The sequence below is a fragment of the Pantoea anthophila genome, from assembly GCF_026104315.1.
Classification (GTDB): Bacteria; Pseudomonadota; Gammaproteobacteria; order Enterobacterales; family Enterobacteriaceae; genus Pantoea; species Pantoea anthophila.
The window spans coordinates 1944785-1962590 of the sequence record NZ_CP110473.1; the positions used below are offsets into that span (position 1 = coordinate 1944785).

Annotated in this window: 19 protein-coding genes; 10 read left to right on the plus strand and 9 right to left on the minus strand. The window is 59.0% G+C overall.

Annotated elements, in window-relative coordinates; translation table 11 throughout:
• Positions 1-102: 102 nt before the first annotated feature.
• From rhaB to rhaM, 4 genes are read left to right on the plus strand one after another with little or no spacing between them, the layout of a single operon-like run.
• Complete coding sequence (gene rhaB / locus OJ965_RS11560) at positions 103-1575, plus strand: rhamnulokinase (RefSeq protein WP_009090118.1); 1473 nt, start codon at positions 103-105, stop codon at positions 1573-1575.
• Entirely contained in the window at positions 1568-2824 is a 1257-nt protein-coding gene (locus tag OJ965_RS11565; RefSeq protein WP_265139251.1) for an L-rhamnose isomerase, read from the plus strand. The genes rhaB and OJ965_RS11565 overlap by 8 nt, the downstream gene beginning before the upstream one ends.
• Positions 2825-2835: 11 nt before the next feature.
• Positions 2836-3678, plus strand: a complete 843-nt coding sequence (gene rhaD, locus OJ965_RS11570; RefSeq protein ID WP_140925414.1) for a rhamnulose-1-phosphate aldolase — start codon at positions 2836-2838, stop codon at positions 3676-3678.
• Positions 3668-3982, plus strand: a complete 315-nt coding sequence (gene rhaM, locus OJ965_RS11575) for an L-rhamnose mutarotase (RefSeq protein WP_058957921.1) — start codon at positions 3668-3670, stop codon at positions 3980-3982. Before rhaD ends, rhaM begins: the two co-directional genes overlap by 11 nt.
• Before the next feature lie 33 nt (positions 3983-4015).
• Here the strand turns inward: rhaM and OJ965_RS11580 are convergent, their stop codons facing one another.
• Positions 4016-4666 (minus strand): TetR/AcrR family transcriptional regulator, encoded by a 651-nt coding sequence (locus OJ965_RS11580; protein ID WP_009090124.1) that lies wholly within the window; start codon positions 4664-4666, stop codon positions 4016-4018.
• A 308-nt stretch (positions 4667-4974) separates the two neighbouring features.
• Here OJ965_RS11580 and bhsA (OJ965_RS11585) point away from each other — a divergent pair, with 308 nt between their 5' ends.
• Together bhsA (OJ965_RS11585) and bhsA (OJ965_RS11590) are read left to right on the plus strand one after the other, a co-directional pair.
• Entirely contained in the window at positions 4975-5232 is a 258-nt protein-coding gene (gene bhsA, locus OJ965_RS11585) for a multiple stress resistance protein BhsA (protein WP_009090125.1), read from the plus strand.
• 35 nt (positions 5233-5267) lie between these two features.
• Positions 5268-5525 (plus strand): multiple stress resistance protein BhsA, encoded by a 258-nt coding sequence (gene bhsA / locus OJ965_RS11590; RefSeq protein WP_046101861.1) that lies wholly within the window; start codon positions 5268-5270, stop codon positions 5523-5525.
• A gap of 62 nt (positions 5526-5587) precedes the next feature.
• Here bhsA (OJ965_RS11590) and OJ965_RS11595 read toward each other — a convergent pair whose 3' ends face one another.
• From OJ965_RS11595 to OJ965_RS11610, 4 genes are all read right to left on the minus strand, one after another.
• Positions 5588-6772, minus strand: a complete 1185-nt coding sequence (locus OJ965_RS11595; RefSeq protein WP_009090127.1) for a sugar transporter — start codon at positions 6770-6772, stop codon at positions 5588-5590.
• Positions 6773-6945: 173 nt separating this feature from the next.
• Positions 6946-7485 carry a cytochrome b561 gene (cybB, locus tag OJ965_RS11600; RefSeq protein WP_265139252.1) on the minus strand — a complete coding sequence of 180 codons (540 nt, stop codon included), beginning with the start codon at positions 7483-7485 and terminating at the stop codon, positions 6946-6948.
• Between the two features lie 111 nt (positions 7486-7596).
• The gene (locus tag OJ965_RS11605) at positions 7597-7857 is read right to left on the minus strand and encodes a hypothetical protein (protein ID WP_009090129.1); all 261 of its coding nucleotides are present in this window, start codon (positions 7855-7857) and stop codon (positions 7597-7599) included.
• A gap of 179 nt (positions 7858-8036) precedes the next feature.
• Positions 8037-9242 carry an MFS transporter gene (locus OJ965_RS11610; protein WP_167431218.1) on the minus strand — a complete coding sequence of 402 codons (1206 nt, stop codon included), beginning with the start codon at positions 9240-9242 and terminating at the stop codon, positions 8037-8039.
• Between the two features lie 145 nt (positions 9243-9387).
• Here OJ965_RS11610 and OJ965_RS11615 point away from each other — a divergent pair, with 145 nt between their 5' ends.
• From OJ965_RS11615 to OJ965_RS11630, 4 genes are all read left to right on the plus strand, one after another.
• Positions 9388-10293, plus strand: coding sequence for a LysR family transcriptional regulator (locus tag OJ965_RS11615; protein WP_140925406.1), 906 nt, complete (start codon positions 9388-9390; stop codon positions 10291-10293).
• Positions 10294-10411: 118 nt separating this feature from the next.
• A complete protein-coding gene (gene mlc, locus OJ965_RS11620) occupies positions 10412-11629 on the plus strand; it encodes a sugar metabolism global transcriptional regulator Mlc (protein ID WP_111208396.1) in 1218 nt (405 codons plus the stop codon).
• Between the two features lie 113 nt (positions 11630-11742).
• Positions 11743-12441, plus strand: a complete 699-nt coding sequence (gene bioD / locus OJ965_RS11625; RefSeq protein ID WP_009090134.1) for a dethiobiotin synthase — start codon at positions 11743-11745, stop codon at positions 12439-12441.
• Between the two features lie 180 nt (positions 12442-12621).
• Positions 12622-13998, plus strand: a complete 1377-nt coding sequence (locus OJ965_RS11630; protein WP_150029564.1) for a uracil-xanthine permease family protein — start codon at positions 12622-12624, stop codon at positions 13996-13998.
• A gap of 267 nt (positions 13999-14265) precedes the next feature.
• Here the strand turns inward: OJ965_RS11630 and osmV are convergent, their stop codons facing one another.
• From osmV to OJ965_RS11650, 4 genes are read right to left on the minus strand one after another with little or no spacing between them, the layout of a single operon-like run.
• Complete coding sequence (osmV, locus tag OJ965_RS11635) at positions 14266-15402, minus strand: osmoprotectant ABC transporter ATP-binding protein OsmV (protein ID WP_009090137.1); 1137 nt, start codon at positions 15400-15402, stop codon at positions 14266-14268.
• Complete coding sequence (gene osmW, locus OJ965_RS11640; RefSeq protein ID WP_009090139.1) at positions 15402-16049, minus strand: osmoprotectant ABC transporter permease OsmW; 648 nt, start codon at positions 16047-16049, stop codon at positions 15402-15404. Before osmW ends, osmV begins: the two co-directional genes overlap by 1 nt.
• A 9-nt stretch (positions 16050-16058) precedes the next feature.
• Positions 16059-16970 (minus strand): glycine betaine ABC transporter substrate-binding protein, encoded by a 912-nt coding sequence (locus OJ965_RS11645; RefSeq protein ID WP_265135772.1) that lies wholly within the window; start codon positions 16968-16970, stop codon positions 16059-16061.
• A 17-nt stretch (positions 16971-16987) separates the two neighbouring features.
• A complete protein-coding gene (locus OJ965_RS11650) occupies positions 16988-17704 on the minus strand; it encodes an ABC transporter permease (protein WP_009090143.1) in 717 nt (238 codons plus the stop codon).
• Positions 17705-17806 lie beyond the last annotated feature (102 nt).

Consider the following 17806-nt stretch of genomic DNA (forward strand, 5'->3'; position numbering starts at 1 on the left):
TTGCAGGTCTGCCAGGGCACCCCGGCCGCTGGCACTGCCGGGAAGGTGTTCAGGCGACCCGATTTTTACTCTGTGACCACTTAATCACAGGGAAAAGCCACCATGACCAGGCGAAATATCATTGCAATCGATCTCGGCGCATCCAGCGGCCGGGTCATGCTCGCCCGCTGGGATGACGCGCAGCGCCAGCTGGATCTGCGTGAAATCCGCCGTTTTGAAAACCGGCGTCTGCGTCGTGCCGGCTATGACTGCTGGGATCTGGCGATGCTGGAGCAGGCGATCCGTGCCGGGCTGGAGCAGGCTGTTGAGGAGGGGATCGTGCCGGACAGTATCGGCATCGACACCTGGGGCGTGGATATGGTGCTGCTGGATGCGCAGGGTGAGCCGGTGGGTGAAGCGGTCAGCTATCGTGATGCACGCACCCACGGCCTGATGGCGCAGGCGCAGCAGGAGCTGGGCCACAGCGCCATCTATGCAAAAACCGGCATTCAGTTTCTGCCTTTCAATACGCTCTATCAGATGCGCGCCCTGCATCAGCAGCAGCCTGACTGGCAGGCGCGTGTGGCACATGCGCTGATGATCCCGGATTACCTGCACTTCCGCCTGACCGGCAACCTCAACTGGGAGTACACCAACGCCACCACCACCCAGATGCTCAATATTCACAGCGGCGAGTGGGATCGCGATTTGATTGGCTGGGCGGGGATTGAGGCAGGCTGGTTCGGTCAGCCGCAGGCGCCGGGCAACACAGTGGGACACTGGCGGAGTCAGCGGGGCGAGGCGGTGCCGGTTATTGCGGTGGCCACCCACGACACCGCCAGCGCAGTGCTGGCCACGCCGCTGCTGCAGGAGGATGCCGCCTATCTCAGCTCCGGCACCTGGTCGCTGATGGGCTTTGAAAGCCTGCAACCCTATGCGAGCGAGGCGGCACTGCGTGCCAATATTACCAACGAAGGCGGCGCAGAAGGCTATCGCGTCCTGAAAAACATCATGGGTTTATGGCTGCTGCAGCGTCTCTGTGCTGAACGGCAGATTGACGACCTCTGTGCGCTGATCGCTGAGACCGCCCGTCAGCCCGCCTGTCTTTCGCTGATTAACCCCAACGATCCGCGCTTTATCAATCCTGACAACATGGTCAGCGAGATTCAGAAAGCCTGCGCAGAGCAGGGCATGCCCGTGCCGCAATCCGCCGCTGCGCTGGCCCGCTGCATTTTTGACAGCCTGGCGCTGCTCTACCGTCAGGTCATCAGCGAACTCGCCGCGCTGCGCGGGAAGCCCTTCACCCGGCTGCATGTGGTCGGCGGTGGCAGCCAGAATCGTTTTCTGAATCAGCTCTGTGCAGATGCCTGTGAGATTCCGGTGCTGGCCGGGCCGGTAGAGGCCTCCACGCTGGGTAATGTCGGCTGCCAGCTGATTGCCCTCGGCGAACTGACGGATGTCGCCGATTTCCGCAACTGCGTGATGAACACCTTCCCCCTCGAAACATTCGAACCACACATTTCAGACGTCTTCGCGGCCAGTCAGGCCCGCTTCGCGACGCTGAGTCAACCCGCAGAGGAACCCGCTTATGACTAAGCAGACAGAACAGGCCTTTGAACTGGCTAAACAACGCTATGCCGATATTGGGGTTGATGCTGAACAGGCTATTCGCCAGCTCGACACAATCCCGGTTTCCATGCACTGCTGGCAGGGCGACGATGTGCGGGGATTTGAAAACCCGCAGGCCGCCCTCACCGGCGGCATTCAGGCGACCGGTAACTATCCGGGACGTGCACGCAACGCCAGCGAACTGCGCGGTGATATCGATAAGGCGATGTCGCTGATCCCCGGCCTCAAGCGCCTGAACCTGCATGCACTCTATCTGGAGAGCGACAGGCCGGTTGAGCGGGACGCTATTGAGCCGGTGCATTTCGCGCGCTGGGTCGAATGGGCCAGAGAGCGGGACGTGGGGCTCGATTTTAACCCCAGCTGCTTCTCGCATCCGCTCAGTGCTGACGGGTTTACGCTGTCGCACAGCGATCAAACCGTGCGCCAGTTCTGGATCGAGCACTGCAAAGCCAGTCGCCGCATCTCCGCCCACTTTGGTGAGCAGCTGGGCACACCCTCGGTGATGAACATCTGGGTACCGGACGGCATGAAGGATATCACCGTCGATCGGCTGGCGCCGCGTCAGCGTCTGATGAGCGCCCTGGATGAGGTCATTGCGGAAAAACTCAACCCGCAGCATCACATCGATGCGGTAGAGAGCAAGCTGTTCGGTATCGGCGCAGAGAGCTACACCGTGGGATCAAATGAGTTTTATCTCGGCTACGCCGCCAGCCGTCAGACGGCACTGACCCTGGATGCGGGTCATTTCCATCCTACCGAGGTGATCTCCGACAAGATCTCCGCCGCCATGCTCTATGTGCCGCGCCTGCTGCTGCACGTCAGCCGTCCGGTGCGCTGGGACAGCGATCATGTGGTGTTGCTGGATGATGAAACGCAGGCTATTGCCAGTGAGATCGTCCGTCACCGGCTGTTCGACAAAGTGCATATCGGCCTCGATTTCTTTGACGCGTCGATCAACCGGATTGCGGCCTGGGTTATCGGCACCCGCAACACCCAGAAGGCGCTGCTGCGCGCCCTGCTGGAGCCGACCGATCGTCTGCGTCAGGCTGAGAATAGCGGGGATTACACCGCGCGGCTGGTCTGGCTGGAAGAGCAGAAATCACTGCCGTGGCAGGCGGTGTGGGAAGCCTGGTGCCTGCGTCATGACGTTCCGGCTGACGCCAGCTGGTTAAGTGATGTGCGCCATTATGAACAGCAGATTTTGAGCCAACGTTAAGGGATTTCATTATGCAAAGCATTCTTGCTTCAGAGTTTGTAAAGGGAATGGTTAAGGCAACCAGCGACATGTGGCTGAAGGGATGGGATGAACGCAATGGTGGCAACGTCAGCCTGCGGCTGAGTGAGGAGGAGGTGAGCCCCTACAGGGCTGATTTCTGCCAGGAGCCTCGCTGTTTCGAGCTGAGTCAGCCCGCCCCGGCGCTGGCAAACGACTGGTTTCTGGTGACCGGGTCGGGAAAATTTATGCGGAACGTTCAGCTGGACCCCGCGGACTGCCTGGCGCTGCTGCAGGTCGACAGCCAGGGGCTCTCCTGCAAAATTCACTGGGGGCTGGTTAATGGCGGGCTGCCGACCTCCGAGCTGGCGTCACATTTTCAGTCGCATGCGGTGCGCAAGGCAGTCAGCGGCGGCAGAGATCGGGTGATTATGCACTGTCATGCCACCCACTTTATGGCTCTGAGTTATGTGGTTGAGATGGATTCGGCGCGCTTTACCCGCCTGCTGTGGGAGGGAAGCACCGAGTGTCTGGTGGTCTTCCCGGATGGCGTGGGCGTGTTGCCCTGGATGGTGCCCGGCACCGATGAGATCGGCGCCGCGACGGCGGCGCAGATGCAGTCGCACACGCTGGTGATGTGGCCGTTCCACGGCGTCTTTGGCACCGGCCCGACGCTCGATGAGACGTTTGGGCTGATTGACACCGCCGAGAAATCATCTGAAGTGATGGTTAAGGTGCTGTCGATGGGCGGGATACGCCAGAGCATCACCACAGAACAGCTGGTCGCGCTGGGTAAACGTTTTGGTGTCACGCCCTGGCAACCAGCACTGGATGCGGGGCCTGCCCATGTTGCGTAAAGCCTTTGTGATGCAGGTCAATCCGGATTGTCATGCGGAGTATGAGCGTCGTCACTCACCTATCTGGCCCGAACTGGCTGAAACGCTGAAAGCACATGGTGCCCGTAATTATGCCATCTGGCTGGATGAGGAGCGACATTTGCTCTTTGCCAGCGTGGAGATTGAATCGGAAGCGCGCTGGAACGCGGTGGCGCAAACGGCGGTCTGTCAGCGCTGGTGGGCCTCCATGAAGGATCTGATGCCCTCTCATGCGGACAACAGTCCCGTCAGTCAGCCGCTCCGGCCGGTCTTCTTTCTCAGCTGAACGTGCAACAGGGCGGGAATCCCGCCCTGAATCTTACCGCTGAGCCTGACAGAGTCCTGTCAGGGTGGGCCACATCGCCATCAGCGTATCAATAATACTCTCCAGGTCTGCGCGCTCCGCACCTTCCCGCGCCCGCACCGACATGCCCTGAAGCAGACAGCTCAGATAGCGTGACAGCGCAGCAATGTCCACTGACTCTCCCAGTTCACCACGCTGCTGACGCGAGCAGAGGAAATCCTTTAAAACCTGCTCCTGTGACTGATGCTGCTCTTGCAGCATGGCCGCAATATCCGCGGAAGCCGCCGACAGGGCGCTTGAGGTGCAGATAAAGAAGCAGCCGCCGGGCGAGTCGCGTTCGGTAAAGCAGGCCGCGGTAGCGCGGAAATAGGCCTCAACCGCCTCAGAGACCGCCAGCTTATCATCGCCCAGTGCCGCATCACGCCAGGCGCTGAATTTCTCAACATAGCGCTCCATCGCGGCGCGGAATAATCCCTCTTTATTGACGAACTCCGCATAGAGCGTCGGCGCTTTAGCACCGGTAGCGGCCACCAGATCGGCGAGCGAGGTGCCTTCGTACCCGTGGGTCCAGAACAGGGTCAGTGCCTTATCGAGCGCGGCTTCACGATCGAACACTTTGGGACGGCCACGGCATTTCCGGGTATCGCAATCCTGAACCTGACTCATACATCCTCTCTGACTGGGGAACACTCTATTAAATTACCGATCATTATAAAAATGTGCAAGGGCGGAGAGGCAGGCCGTCCTCCGGGGTTGCCATTTTGTGCGCCAGCCCGGTTTTATCGCCCCTATGGTTAAGTCAGAAAAGGGGCTGAAGCCCATAATCACGCCACTTCGCGATTAAAATAACGCTCATTAAATAAATATTGACGGCCAGCCTGATCGGGGTCTATCATTTATTTAACGGTCGTTAATTAAATAGCGACAACCGATTTCAGACCCACTGAACACGATCACTGAGAAGAGAGAAGATTATGAAAACCATCAAAACTACCCTGGCTGTTCTGGCACTCACCACACTGACTTTTGGCGCGTCTGCCGCTGACCTGGTTACCAGCGAACCGGCTAATCAGCAGCCTGTCGGCACCATCTCTGTGCTGGGCGGCACCAACCTGAGTTCAGTCGAAGCGCAGCTCAACGCCAAAGCAGATGAAGCCGGTGCGAAATCGTTCCGCATCACCTCAACCAGCGGTCAGAACAAACTGCACGGCACGGCTGTGATTTATCAGTAACCGGGCATCCGGCAGATATGAAGAAGGGGTTCGTTATGAAACGTATCAGTATGATAGTGGCGGCGGCCCTGCTCAGTGGCCTCTCGTTCACCAGCGTGGCGGCGCAGCAGGTGAGCAGCACGCCACTGGATCAGCAACGCGTGGGCGTCATCAGCGCGACGGGCAGCAGCAATCTGACCTCGCTTGAGCAGCAACTATCAGAAAAGGCCAGCGATGCGGGTGCAAAGTCTTTCCGCATCACTTCGACCTCTGGCAGCAACAACCTGCATGGCACCGCCATTCTCTATAAATAAGAGAAACAGGCTTCAGATAACCTGCTTATCTGAAGCCTTTTTTTATCCTCTCGGCGCCGGTCTTAGCCATTACTGCGAAGCTGAGGATAACGGCGGAAAATATAGACACACCACAGTAACGCCACCAGACCAATCATCCCCCCGACGTTGCCGACTTCCGACATATTCAGATAGAGACTGACCTGGCTTCCCAGCAGCGCGCCTGCGCCTATGCCGATATTGTAGATGCCGGACATGAGTGACATTGCCACATCCGTTGCATCCGGCGCCAGAGACAGCACCCGCACCTGCATACCCAGTCCAATCATCATCATCGCCATGCCCCAGACGATACACAGGATAGCGATCGCCGTCGGACGAACCGCAGCAAAGATCAGCAGTCCCATGCAGAGGGTAATCAGCGCAATCGCGGCAATCAGCAGCGCGGAAGGAAATTTATTGCCCAGGGTGCTGAACAGTACGCTGCCCAGAATACCCGCAGAGCCAAACAGCAGCAGCAGCAGGGTGGTAAAATTGCCGCTGGATTGCGCCACGCTCTGCATAAAGGGCTCGATGTAGCTGTAGGCCGTGTAGTGCGCGGTCACCACAATGGTCACCAGCAGATACATGCTGACCAGCGCCGGACGACGAAACAGCATCGGCACGCTGCTCAGCGAGCCGGTGTGTTCACTGGGCAGACGCGGCAGTATCCGTACCAGCATGATCATCAGCACCAGTGCCGACAGGCCAATCGCGCCGAAGGTGGTTCGCCAGCCAAGATACTGACCCACCACGCGGCCAATCGGCACCCCCAGCACCATGGCCAGTGCGGTTCCGGTCGCCAGCATACTCAGCGCCTGCGTTTTCTTTCCGGCCGGGGCCACGCGAATAGCCAGTGAAGCCGTGATCGACCAGAACACCGCGTGAGAGAGGGCGATGCCGACGCGTGAGACCATCAGCGACCGAAAGTCCCAGGCGAAGGTCGACAGAACGTGACTGACGATAAAGATCGTAAACAGCACTCCCAGCAGCAGTCGCCGCTCCACGTTGCGCGTCAGCAGCATCAGCGGCAGTGACAGCAGCGCGACCACCCAGGCGTAGATCGTCAGCATGATCCCGACATCCGCCGTCTGCATGGAAAAGTCAGCCGCGATGTCCGAAAGGAGACCCACCGGTACAAATTCGGTGGTATTAAATACAAAAGCCGCGATGGCCAGCAAGACCACGCGTAGCCAGGCAGTTTTACGTGAAACAGTTGTTGGTTGCATGAGGTGTCAAATCTGTCAGTACAGCGAATTCGGATGTGGCAGACATCCAGCGAAAGTGACCTGCGTCACAAATTACAGACCATTGTAGTGAATAAAGCGGGAAGCGAAACCTGATAACCGGCTTTTAAGGCGGAAATTTTTTTATCGCCCCGTTCAGGGGCGACGGGATGAGATTACTGACCGCGGCGAGGCGGCATCATGCGCAGCAGGGTATTGTCTTTAAGCAGATAGTGATGAAACAGCGCCGCCGCCGCATGCAGCCCGATCAGCCAGTATCCCAGCGGTGCCAGGGTTTCATGCCAGTCGATCAGCGTATCCGCCAGGTCAAAATTGGGCTCCGGTGCAACCGGCATGCTGATGCCAAACAGCCACCACTCCCGCCCCTTGAGATAGCGCGACGACAGGCCGAGGATCGGCAGGGTGATAAACAGGGCATAGATCAGGGTATGCGTCAGATGAGCCACCCCGGTCTGCCAGCGCGGCGCGGCTGGCGTAATGGGCGGCGTGCGATGACGGGTACGCAGAAACAGGCGGGCGATCATCAGCAACAGAACGGTCGCACCTGCGCTGAAGTGGGTGATGATCATGGCGTACCCCTGCCAGGAGCCGCGCTGCACAAAGCCGCGCAGCTCAATGGTGGCGTAGGCTGTCACGACCAGTAAAAAGGTCAGCCAGTGAAGGGCGATCTGAGAACGCGCAAACTTATCCCGCATCGTGCTTTCCATCAAAAAGAGTCAGGAAGAGTAACATAACGGAAAACGGCGCTGATGCTTAACAAATTAGCGCAGCGGTAGGTAAATTTCACGCCGACACCCTCCGACAGCTTAGCGTGACCCCGGCGTATGTTTCTGGGCGACGCTGAGCGGCGTCTCCGGCAGGTGGCTGGCATTAATCGGGCAGCAGTTCTCACAGCCGATAGCCCCCACGTAATATTTTTTTGCCTGAAGAATGGCGGCATTGACGTGATAAAAACTGCCCAGAAACAGTCGGTTTTCCATGTCGGGAAGATGCGGGCAGCCAGCAGCATGCACCACATGATTATCGTTATATCCCGATTGTTTATTGACGTAGTAGTAGAGAGCCACAGGCGTTCCTTGTTGCCGTGTTAAGAGGCAAAGCAGATGAAATGATTCAATAAAACCGATTATAGCGGGAATTGTGGGTTTTTTTCGCGGAGGATTTTCAGCGAAGAGGATGAGCGAGAGTCAGCGTGTTGTGCTGCCAGGCCCGGTGAGGCCATCCGGGCCTGGCAGAGAGAGGAAACTCAGAGCTTTTTGCGGTGCAGATGCCAGGCCACCAGCAACGCCAGCAGCAGCAGGGTGCTGATAAACAGCGTGATGCCGTGCCAGCCAAAGTTATGCCAGAACAGACCGCCCAGCGTCCCGGCGACGCTGGAACCCACGTAGTAGCTGAACAGGTAAAGCGATGAGGCCTGGCCGCGCGCCCGGCGTGCGCGCGGGCCAATCCAGCCACTGGCAACCGCATGGGCGGCAAAGAAACCGGCGGTGAACAGCATCATCCCCGGCAGGATCAGCCAGAGCGAGTTGAACGCCGTGATCAGCAGTCCCAGCAGCATAATGGCGGTCGCACCCAGCATCACCGGTCCCCGTCCCAGCCGGCTGGTCAGCGCACCCGCTTTCGGCGAACTCCACGAGCCGGTGAGATAGACCACCGACAACAACCCGACCACCGCCTGACTCAGATGCCAGGGGGCATCCAGCAGCCGGTAGCCGATGTAGTTAAACAGCGTGACAAAGGCACCCATCAGCAGGAACCCTTCGGCAAACAGCCAGGGCAGCCCAGGATCGCGCCAGTGCAGCCGGAAGTTAATCAGCAGGTTGCGCGGACGCAGCGTGATGGGGCGAAAATGACGTGACGCGGGAAGGATCTTCCAGAACATCAGCGCCGAAGCCAGCGAAAACAGGCCAATTACCGCTACGGCGATCCGCCATGAGAAAAGGTCGGTCAGCACACCGCTCAGCAGACGCCCGCTCATGCCGCCAATGGAGTTTCCGCTGATATAGAGCCCCATAGAGAAGGCGACAACCCGCGCATCCATCTCCTCGCTGAGGTAGGTCATGCCCACCGCCGCCACCCCGCTGAGCGACAGCCCCATCAGCGCCCGCATGATCAGAATGCCGTGCCAGCTGCTCATGGTGGCTGAAATCAGCGTGCAGATGGCGGCCAGCATCAGGGCTGTCACCATCACCGATTTGCGGCCGACAGCATCCGAAAGTGGCCCGGTCACCAGCAGGCCCAGCGCCATCAGGCCGGTTGAGATAGAGAGTGACAGGCTGCTGGTCGCCGGTGAGATGCCAAACTGATGCGAGAGCACCGGCAGAATCGGCTGGACACAATAGAGCAGGGCAAAGGTCGCCAGACCGGCGGAGAAGAGGGCCAGCGTCACGCGCATAAACTGCCGCGAACCCCGACGGATATAACCTGACGCAGCCACCGGTTCTGAAGGCACACGACCCGCCTCTTCATTTACCGCGGCGGCCTCTGTTGAGTGACTCACACACTTTCCTTTAAGAGTAAAAAAACCTGTCGTCAGCTTAGGCAGGCATCATTATGATGTCTAATATATTAATAATCTTAAATGAGACGTTTCAGATATGAATATTGAGTTGCGTCACCTGCGCTACTTTATTGCGGTGGCCGAGGAGCTCCATTTCGGGCGCGCGGCCCGTCGGCTGAACATCTCCCAGCCGCCACTCAGTCAGCAGATACTGCAACTGGAGGCAGAAACCGGCGCCCGACTCTTTAACCGGACCAACCGCAGCGTTCAGCTGACCGCTGCCGGACAGCAATTGCTGAACGATGCCCGCGCCATCCTGCTGCAGGTTGAGCAGGCGGCCGACCGGGCAGCCCGGCTGCATCGGGGAGAAGAGGGCGGTCTGCGAATCGGTTTCACCTCCTCGGCGCCTTTTACCGCGGTGGTCTCCGATGCGCTGTTTCGCTTTCGCCAGCGCTGGCCGCAGGTGCATATTCAGATGCAGGAAATTAATACCCGCCAGCAGCTGGCCCCGCTGCATGAGGGACGGCTCGATCTTGGCGTGATGCGCAACACGCCGCTGCCCGCCGATCTCGCGCATCAGCTGCTGATGAGCGAGCCGCTGTGTGCGGTGGTGCACAAAGCGCATCCGCTGGCGGATGCCGGCGCGATCTCCGTCACCGCGCTGGCCGCCGAACCCTTCGTCTTCTTTGATGCCCAGGGCGGAACTGCGCTCTACAGCGATATCCTGGCGCTGCTGCATCGCTATCACATCCAGCCCTATATCACTCAGGAAGTGGGGGAAGCGATGACCATTCTGGGGCTGGTGGCAACCGGTCTTGGCGTCTCCATTCTACCCGCCTCCTTCCGCCGGGCGCAGCTGGCCGATCTGGTCTGGTTGCCGCTGACGGAAGAGGATGCCATTTCAGAGCTGTGGCTGGTCTGGTCAGCCAGCCGCGAAATCACCGCACCGATGGCGAATATGATGGCGCTACTGCGGGAAAACCGGCCCGGAAGCACCCTTTGACAGAGGCCAATATGTGCGATAAATCACATTTCTAATCAAATATTTGACGCTGTTGCCTGATCTGCCTCACCATGGCGCATGTTTATTTAGAAGCGCGAAAATAACCGGGAGCAGGGTTGTGAATCCGGACAGTCAACCTGGCCATATTGACCAGATCAAGCAGACCAATGCAGGTGTCGTATATCAGCTGATTGACCGTTATGGTCCCATTTCGCGTATCGAACTTTCCCGCCGTGCCCAGCTTGCGCCAGCCAGCATCACAAAAATTGTGCGTGAAATGCTGGACGCGCATCTGGTGCAGGAGACGGAGTTTCAGGAACCCGGCAGTCGGGGCCGTCCGGCCATCGGCCTGATTCTGGACACGGAGGCCTGGCACTATCTGGCCATTCGTCTGCATCGCGGTGCCATGACCTTTACGCTGCGCGATCTCAGCAGTCAGGCGCTGGCCGAAGATAGCCTGCCGCTGCCCGATGAATCCGCTCAGCCGCTGCTGACCGCTCTGATTGAACAGGTGGATGCCTTCTTTATCCGTCATCAGAAAAAGCTGGAGCGTCTGACGGCCATCGCCATCACGCTGCCGGGTCTGATCAACGCCGCGTCAGGCGTGGTGCATCGGCTGCCGGGCTATCAGGTGCGTGATATGCCGCTGGGCGATGCGCTGGAGGCGCACACGGGATTACCGGTGTTTGTGCAGCACGATATCTCCGCCTGGACGCTGGCGGAGTCACTGTTCGGCGCTTCGCGCGGCGCGCAGGATGTGATTCAGATCGTGATCGATGAAACGGTCGGCGCCGGGGTCATCAGCGGCGGCCAGCTGCTGCATAAGCGGGGGCGGGCGCTGGTCGAGATCGGCCATACGCAAATCGATCCTTATGGTCAGCAGTGCTACTGCGGCAATCACGGCTGTCTGGAGACGGTCGCCAGCACCGGCAGTCTGCTGGCGCTGGCGGCGCAGCGTCTGGCGGCCCAGCCCGACAGCCTGCTTAATCGTCAGGAGCTGACGCTGTCATCGTTATGTGAGGCCGCCCTGTCGGGCGATCGCCTGGCGCGCGACACCATCGCCAGCGTCGGTCATCACGCAGGCCGGATTCTGGCGATGATGGTTAATATTTTTAATCCACAACATATTCTTATCGGTTCTCCGCTGAATGCGGCGGCAGAGGTGCTGTTTCCGGCGGTGAGCAACACGATTCTGCAGCAGTCCCTGCCTGCCTACAGTGCGGGCATTCAGCTGGCCCCCACCGAATTCAGCGAACCGGGCACACTCGGTGCCGCCGCGCTGATCAAAGACGCTCTCTATAACGGACACCTGTTAGTAAAACTGTTGCAAGGTTAAGCGGGTCTGAACTTGCGCTAACGCAATCTGTTCTCATTCTGGATTCCTTAAAATGCCGTTTCGCAGCAGGGCTAATCACCGATTAGCCGCAACGCTTTGAGAGGAGAAGTGGAGTGAACAGACTATTTGTTACCGGCACCGATACGGCTACAGGCAAAACGGTGGTGTCCCGCGCCCTTTTGCAATGTTTTATTCAGAGCAACGTCAGTGCCGTCGGCTATAAGCCTGTCGCGCGCTGCGCGGTCAAAACCGCTGATGGCCTGCGTAACAAAGATGCGCAGGTTCTGCAAAGCGCTTCATCCATCGACCTGCCTTATGAGGCGATTAATCCGCTGGTGTTTGAGGAGGAGGAGATCTGCACCCATCCCAGCCAGATGATCGACTATTCGCGGCTGACTCAGGGTCTGACACATCTGACGCAGCAGGCCGATCGGGTGGTGGTGGAGGGCACCGGCGGCTGGCGCAGTCTGATGAACGACGGACGTCCGCTCTCGCGCTGGGTCGCAGAACAGCAGCTGCCGGTTGTGCTGGTGGTCGGTATCCAGTCGGGCTGCATCAGTCATGCGCTGCTGACCGCGGAAGCCATCGCGCACGATGGCCTGCCGCTGGTGGGCTGGGTGGCTAACCGCGTCAATCCGGGGCTGGCGCACTACAGTGACATCATTGAGGTGCTGCGTGAAAAGATTGCGGCGCCGCTGCTGGGTGAGCTTCCTTATCTGCCCCGTCCTGAACAGCGCGATCTGACCTCCTGGATCGATATTTCTCTGCTGGAGCAGCCCGATCTGCACGCTGTGAGTGCAAAGATCGCCTGATACTGAAACAAAACAAGTCATCTGAGCGGGTCGTGAGCCTAAAGTTTCAGGCTCGCGACCCGTTTTCTGTAACTATTTCCGCTTATATTTGAATGACCTGGATCGTTAACCGCGAATCCCTGACGTGATGGCGCAGAAAATGCATTAACTCCGCTAACCACACAGAGCTGGAGCACCACCATGTCGCACTCGCACGAGAAAGGTTTGTTATATGGGCTTGAAGCCCGCATTGGTCCCGTACCGGCATTCTTTGCCGCACTGCAGCATCTGCTTGCCAGCGTCGTCGGCATTATCACTCCGCCGCTGATTATCGGTTCGGTGCTGGGACTGCAGGCCTATATTCCTTATCTGATCAGCATGTCCCTGTTTGTTTCCGGTCTGGGCACCTTTATGCAGGCCCGGCGCTTTTATGGCGTCGGTGCCGGGATGATCTGTCTGCAGGGCACCAGCTTTGCGTTTCTGGGTGTGATCCTGTCGGGTGGGTTAATGATCAAGGGGCGTGGCGGTTCACCTGAAGAGATTCTGGCGATGCTGTTTGGCTGCAACCTGGTGGCGGCACTGATCCCGGTGGTCATCAGCCGCTGCGTCGGCGCGCTGCGCAAGGTGCTGACGCCGGTCGTCACCGGCACAGTGATTACGCTGATTGGTATCAGCCTGATCAAAGTGAGCATCACCGACTGGGCGGGCGGTCACAATGCCACGGACTTTGGCGCGCCGGGAAATCTGGCGCTGGGTGCGCTGACGCTGCTGGTGATTGTGGCGCTGAACCGCTCGCGAAACCGCTGGGCGCGGCTGGTTGCCGTGGTCGCGGGTATCGCCGTGGGGTGTGTGGCGGCGGCGTTAACCGGCCATCTGCAGCTGAAGGCTGCGCCGGAGAGCAGCTGGCTGGTACTGCCGGCCTTTTTCCGCTTTGGTTTCGCCTTCGACTGGACCATCTTTCTGCCTATCGCGCTGGTATCTGTCATTGCGGTGATTGAAGCGGTGGGCGATCTGACGGCCAACTGTCTGATTTCACAGCAGCCGATCACCGGTAAGCCTTTCCAGCAGCGGCTGCAGGGCGGTATTGTCGCCGATGGCCTGAGCTGCGTGCTGGCCGCGGTTTTCTCGGCCTTTCCTAACACCACCTTCGCGCAGAATAACGGTGTCATCCAGATGACCGGCGTTGCCAGCCGCTACGTGGGGATGCTGCTGGGCATTATGCTGGCGCTGCTGGGGCTCTTTCCGGCGGTTGGCTCCCTGCTGCAGCAGATCCCACCGCCAGTACTGGGCGGCGCGACCGTGGTGATGTTTGGCAGCGTGGTTGCGGCCGGTATCCGGGTGATGACCCAGACACCGCTTGGTCGCCGCGAGATGCTGATCGTCGCCATCGCCTTCGGCATCGGGCTGGGTGTGGAAGCGGTGCCAGACGTGCTGAAGCAGTTCCCGCCGCTGATCGGCAGCCTGTTTGGTCATGCAGTCACTACCGGTGGCATCCTGGCCATTGTGCTGAATCTGGTGCTGCCGGATGAGGCGCGGACGGTGGAAGAGGTTGAGGCGGAGACGCTGACGGAGGGATGATCGGCTGAGAGGAGTCCGCCAGCAGGACGGGTTGCCAGCCTGTGGCCCGGCTTGCTGTAAGATCGCACCAGCGCAGGGAACAGGGTCAGATCGGAAAGACGCAAAAGATGTCATCCATGACAGGCTCGGCCCGCGCCATCCCTGGCGCGGGACGCTTTCCTCTTCTGACCCTGTTCCCTTCGCCTTAAGCAACGTTATTGCGGTTTAATTCGTGCCTGTTGGCGGTAACAAAAAAGGGCCGTGTGGCCCTTTCATCAACAGAGGAGTTTACGTATTGAGACGACGACGCGTGCGGCCTGAACTCAGGTAGTCGGCGATATAATCCTGCGAAATCTCACCGCTGTAGCGACCCTCCTCATCAACAATCGGCATCCAGACCGTATTGTGTTCATAGAGCTTTGACAGCACCACTCGCAGGTTCTCTTCCGCTTTGCCGGTCACCTTAAAGGTGTGCAGGCGCTCTTCACAACGGCCGCTGACGTTGCGCGCCTCGCGACGCTTCACAAAGCCCAGCGGTTTGCCATCCTCATCGACCACGGTAATCGAGCGCATATCGTTCTCATCCATGGTGCCAAAGGCTTCCTCCAGCGGCGTAGAACGACGCACGGTAATGGTGGGCTGCTGATCGGTAACGTCCCCCGCCTGCACCAGCAGCAGGCGCTTCAGCGTGCGGTCCTGACCGACAAACGAGCCGACAAAATCATTCGCCGGTGTGGCCAGCAGCTCATCCGGGCTGGCGCACTGCACGATCTTACCCTGACCAAACACCGCAATCCGGTCGCCGAGCTTCAGCGCCTCATCGATATCGTGACTCACCAGCATCACGGTTTTCTTTAGCTGACGCTGCATATCGAGAAACTCGTTCTGAATGACTTCACGGTTAATCGGGTCAACCGCCCCGAAAGGCTCATCCATCAGCAGCACCGGTGGATCCGCCGCCAGCGCACGAATCACCCCGATGCGCTGCTGCTGGCCGCCGGACATCTCTCGCGGATAGCGATGCAGGAATTTAGTCGGGTCCAGCGCCACCATGCTCATCAGCTCGGTCGCGCGCTCGTGACACTGCTTCTTATCCCAGCCCAGCATGCGCGGCACCACGGTAATGTTCTCTTCGATAGTCATGTTCGGGAACAGTCCAATCTGCTGGATCACATAGCCGATGTTGCGACGCAGGGTGGTGGTGTCCTGTGTACTGGTATCTTCGCCATTGATCAGAATCCGGCCACTGGTGGCAGGGATAAGGCGGTTAATCATCTTCAGGGTAGTGGTTTTTCCGCAGCCCGATGGCCCCAGCAGGACGCACATCTCACCGGCTGGCACATGCAGACTGACGTTATCGACGGCTTTATTGGTGGTACCGTTTTTCTGGGTAAAGGTTTTCGTCAGGTTTTCCAGCGTGATCATTATCGAATCCCCTTAGGAGTCAGCGCCTGCTGCAAACGGTGCAGCAGCCAGTCAAGAACAATAGCCAGCAGACAGATCATCAGTGCCCCGGCAATTAACATGCGAATATCACTGCCGCTGATGCCATCCAGCAGCAGCTGGCCCAGGCCGCCGGCTCCAATCACGGCGGCAATCGCCATGACGCCGACGTTCATCACCACGGCGGTGCGGATGCCGCCAAAAATGACCGGCAGCGCCATCGGGATCTCCACCCAGCGCAGACGCTGCCAGAAGGTCATGCCGATACCACGACCCGCCTCACGCAGACCGCCTGGCAGGTTCTCCAGTGCGGTGTGCGTGTTGCGCACAATCGGCAGCAGAGAATAGAGGAACACAGCGGTGATGGCGGGCAGCGCACCAATGCCCTGACCGATCAGTGAAAAGAGCGGGATCATCAGACCAAACAGCGCAATGGTCGGGATGGTCAGCACCACGGTGGCGATGCCGAGGATCGGGGCCGCCAGCCACCGGACCCGGACAATCAGAATGCCGAGCGGCACGCCAATGACAATCGCCAGTCCGACCGCGACCAGCACCAGCCAGCTGTGCTGCCAGCTCAGGGTCAGCAGGGTATTCCAGTTATCCATGATGTAGTGAAGGGTATCCACATTGCCTCCTTACAGCATGTTTTTGGATTGAAGGAAATCACGCGCCACTTTCTCCGGCGACTGATGATCGATGTCGACCCGCTTATTCAGCTCGGTAATCGCCTCATCGGTGATCTGCGCCGAGAGCTGATTGAGCGCGGTGTCCAGACCCGGATGGCTCGCCAGCACATCCTGACGCACCACGGGCGTCACGTTGTAGCTGGGGAAGAAATGCTTATCATCTTCCAGCACTTTCAGGTCGAATCCTTTTACCCGGCCATCGGTGGTGTAGATCAGACCGGCGTCGACAAAGCCGTCGCGAATGGCGTTATAGACCAGGCCGGGGTCCATCTGCCGGATCTGCGGGCGATCCAGCGCCAGGTCGTAGGTTTTCTGCAGCGGCTTCATGCCGTCGCTGCGCCCTGAAAACTCCAGGTCCAGCCCGAGTCGCCAGTTATGGTCCGGGTCGGTCTTCCGCACCTGCTCAATCTTTGCGACCAGCTGCGACATCGTGCTGATACCCTCTTTTTCGGCCCGTTTCCGGGTCATGGCAAAGGCGTAGGTGTTGTTCATCGGTGCCGGGTCAAGCCAGACCAGCCCCAGTTTTGCATCCAGTTTTTTCACCGTCTCATAGGCCTGCTGAGACGACATCGGCTGGCTGATGTGGTTGAAAATAATCAGTGAGGTCCCGGTGTACTCCCAGACCATATCGATCTGTTTATTCAGCAGCGCGTTACGGCCGATGGTGGTGGCAATATTCCGTTTGGGCACCACCTCATAGCCTTTCTTCTTCAGCCACAGCACGGTCATGGCGGAGAGAATATGCTGCTCGGTAAAACTCTTGGTCGCCATCACCAGCGGGGCAGCCGCCTGTGCCGTCTGGCTTAGCAGCAGCGTCGCCGTAAGCGCCACCACGCTCTTCTTTATCCAGTGCGTTAGCATTGCAAAGCTCCTTGTGGTCAGACCGCCGCGTGCGGGCTCAGTAAGCGGCCCAGTGCAGCCAGCAACATATCCAGCACCAGTGCCACCAGTGCGGTAGCGACAGCGCCGAGGATCAGCGTCGGAAAGTCATTCAGATAGATGCCGGGGAAGATCAGCTCGCCGAAGCTGCTGGCCCCAATCAGGAACGCCAGCGGAGCGGTTCCGACATTGATGGCCGTCGCGATGCGCACGCCGGAGAGGATCACCGGCAGGGCATTCGGCAGTTCCACCCGGCGCAGACGCTGCAGTTTAGTCATACCGATGCCGTTGGCGGCTTCAATCAGTGACGGGGGAACGGCGCTCAGGCCGGAGAAGGTGTTGCGGACGATAGGCAGCAGCGAGGCCAGAAACAGGGCTATCAGCGCCGGACGGTCGCCAATCCCGATAATGACCATCGCCAGAGCCAGCACCGCCAGCGGCGGCAGGGTGTTACCGATGTTGAAAATCTGCATCACATACTCGGCCCAGCGGCGGGCAAACGGGCGACTGAGCAGGATGCCGCTGGGAATACCGACCAGCAGGGCGAACAGCATCGACCAGAACACTAAGAAGAGGTGTTGTTGCCCGAGATAAAGCAGGTCGACCTTACGGGCGACCAGTTGATCCCAGCCGAGGCCCCAGATCAGCACCGCAATCACTGCGACCACTGCAAGCAGTGCCAGACCGGCGCGTCGGGCCAGTGAAGCATTTTGCATAGGAGAATCTCCCTGATAACGATCTCAATTGTTATAACAGCGCTAAACAGTCCGACAGATGCAGCAAAAAAGGCCGCCGCACCCAAAACCGAAACTGCGATA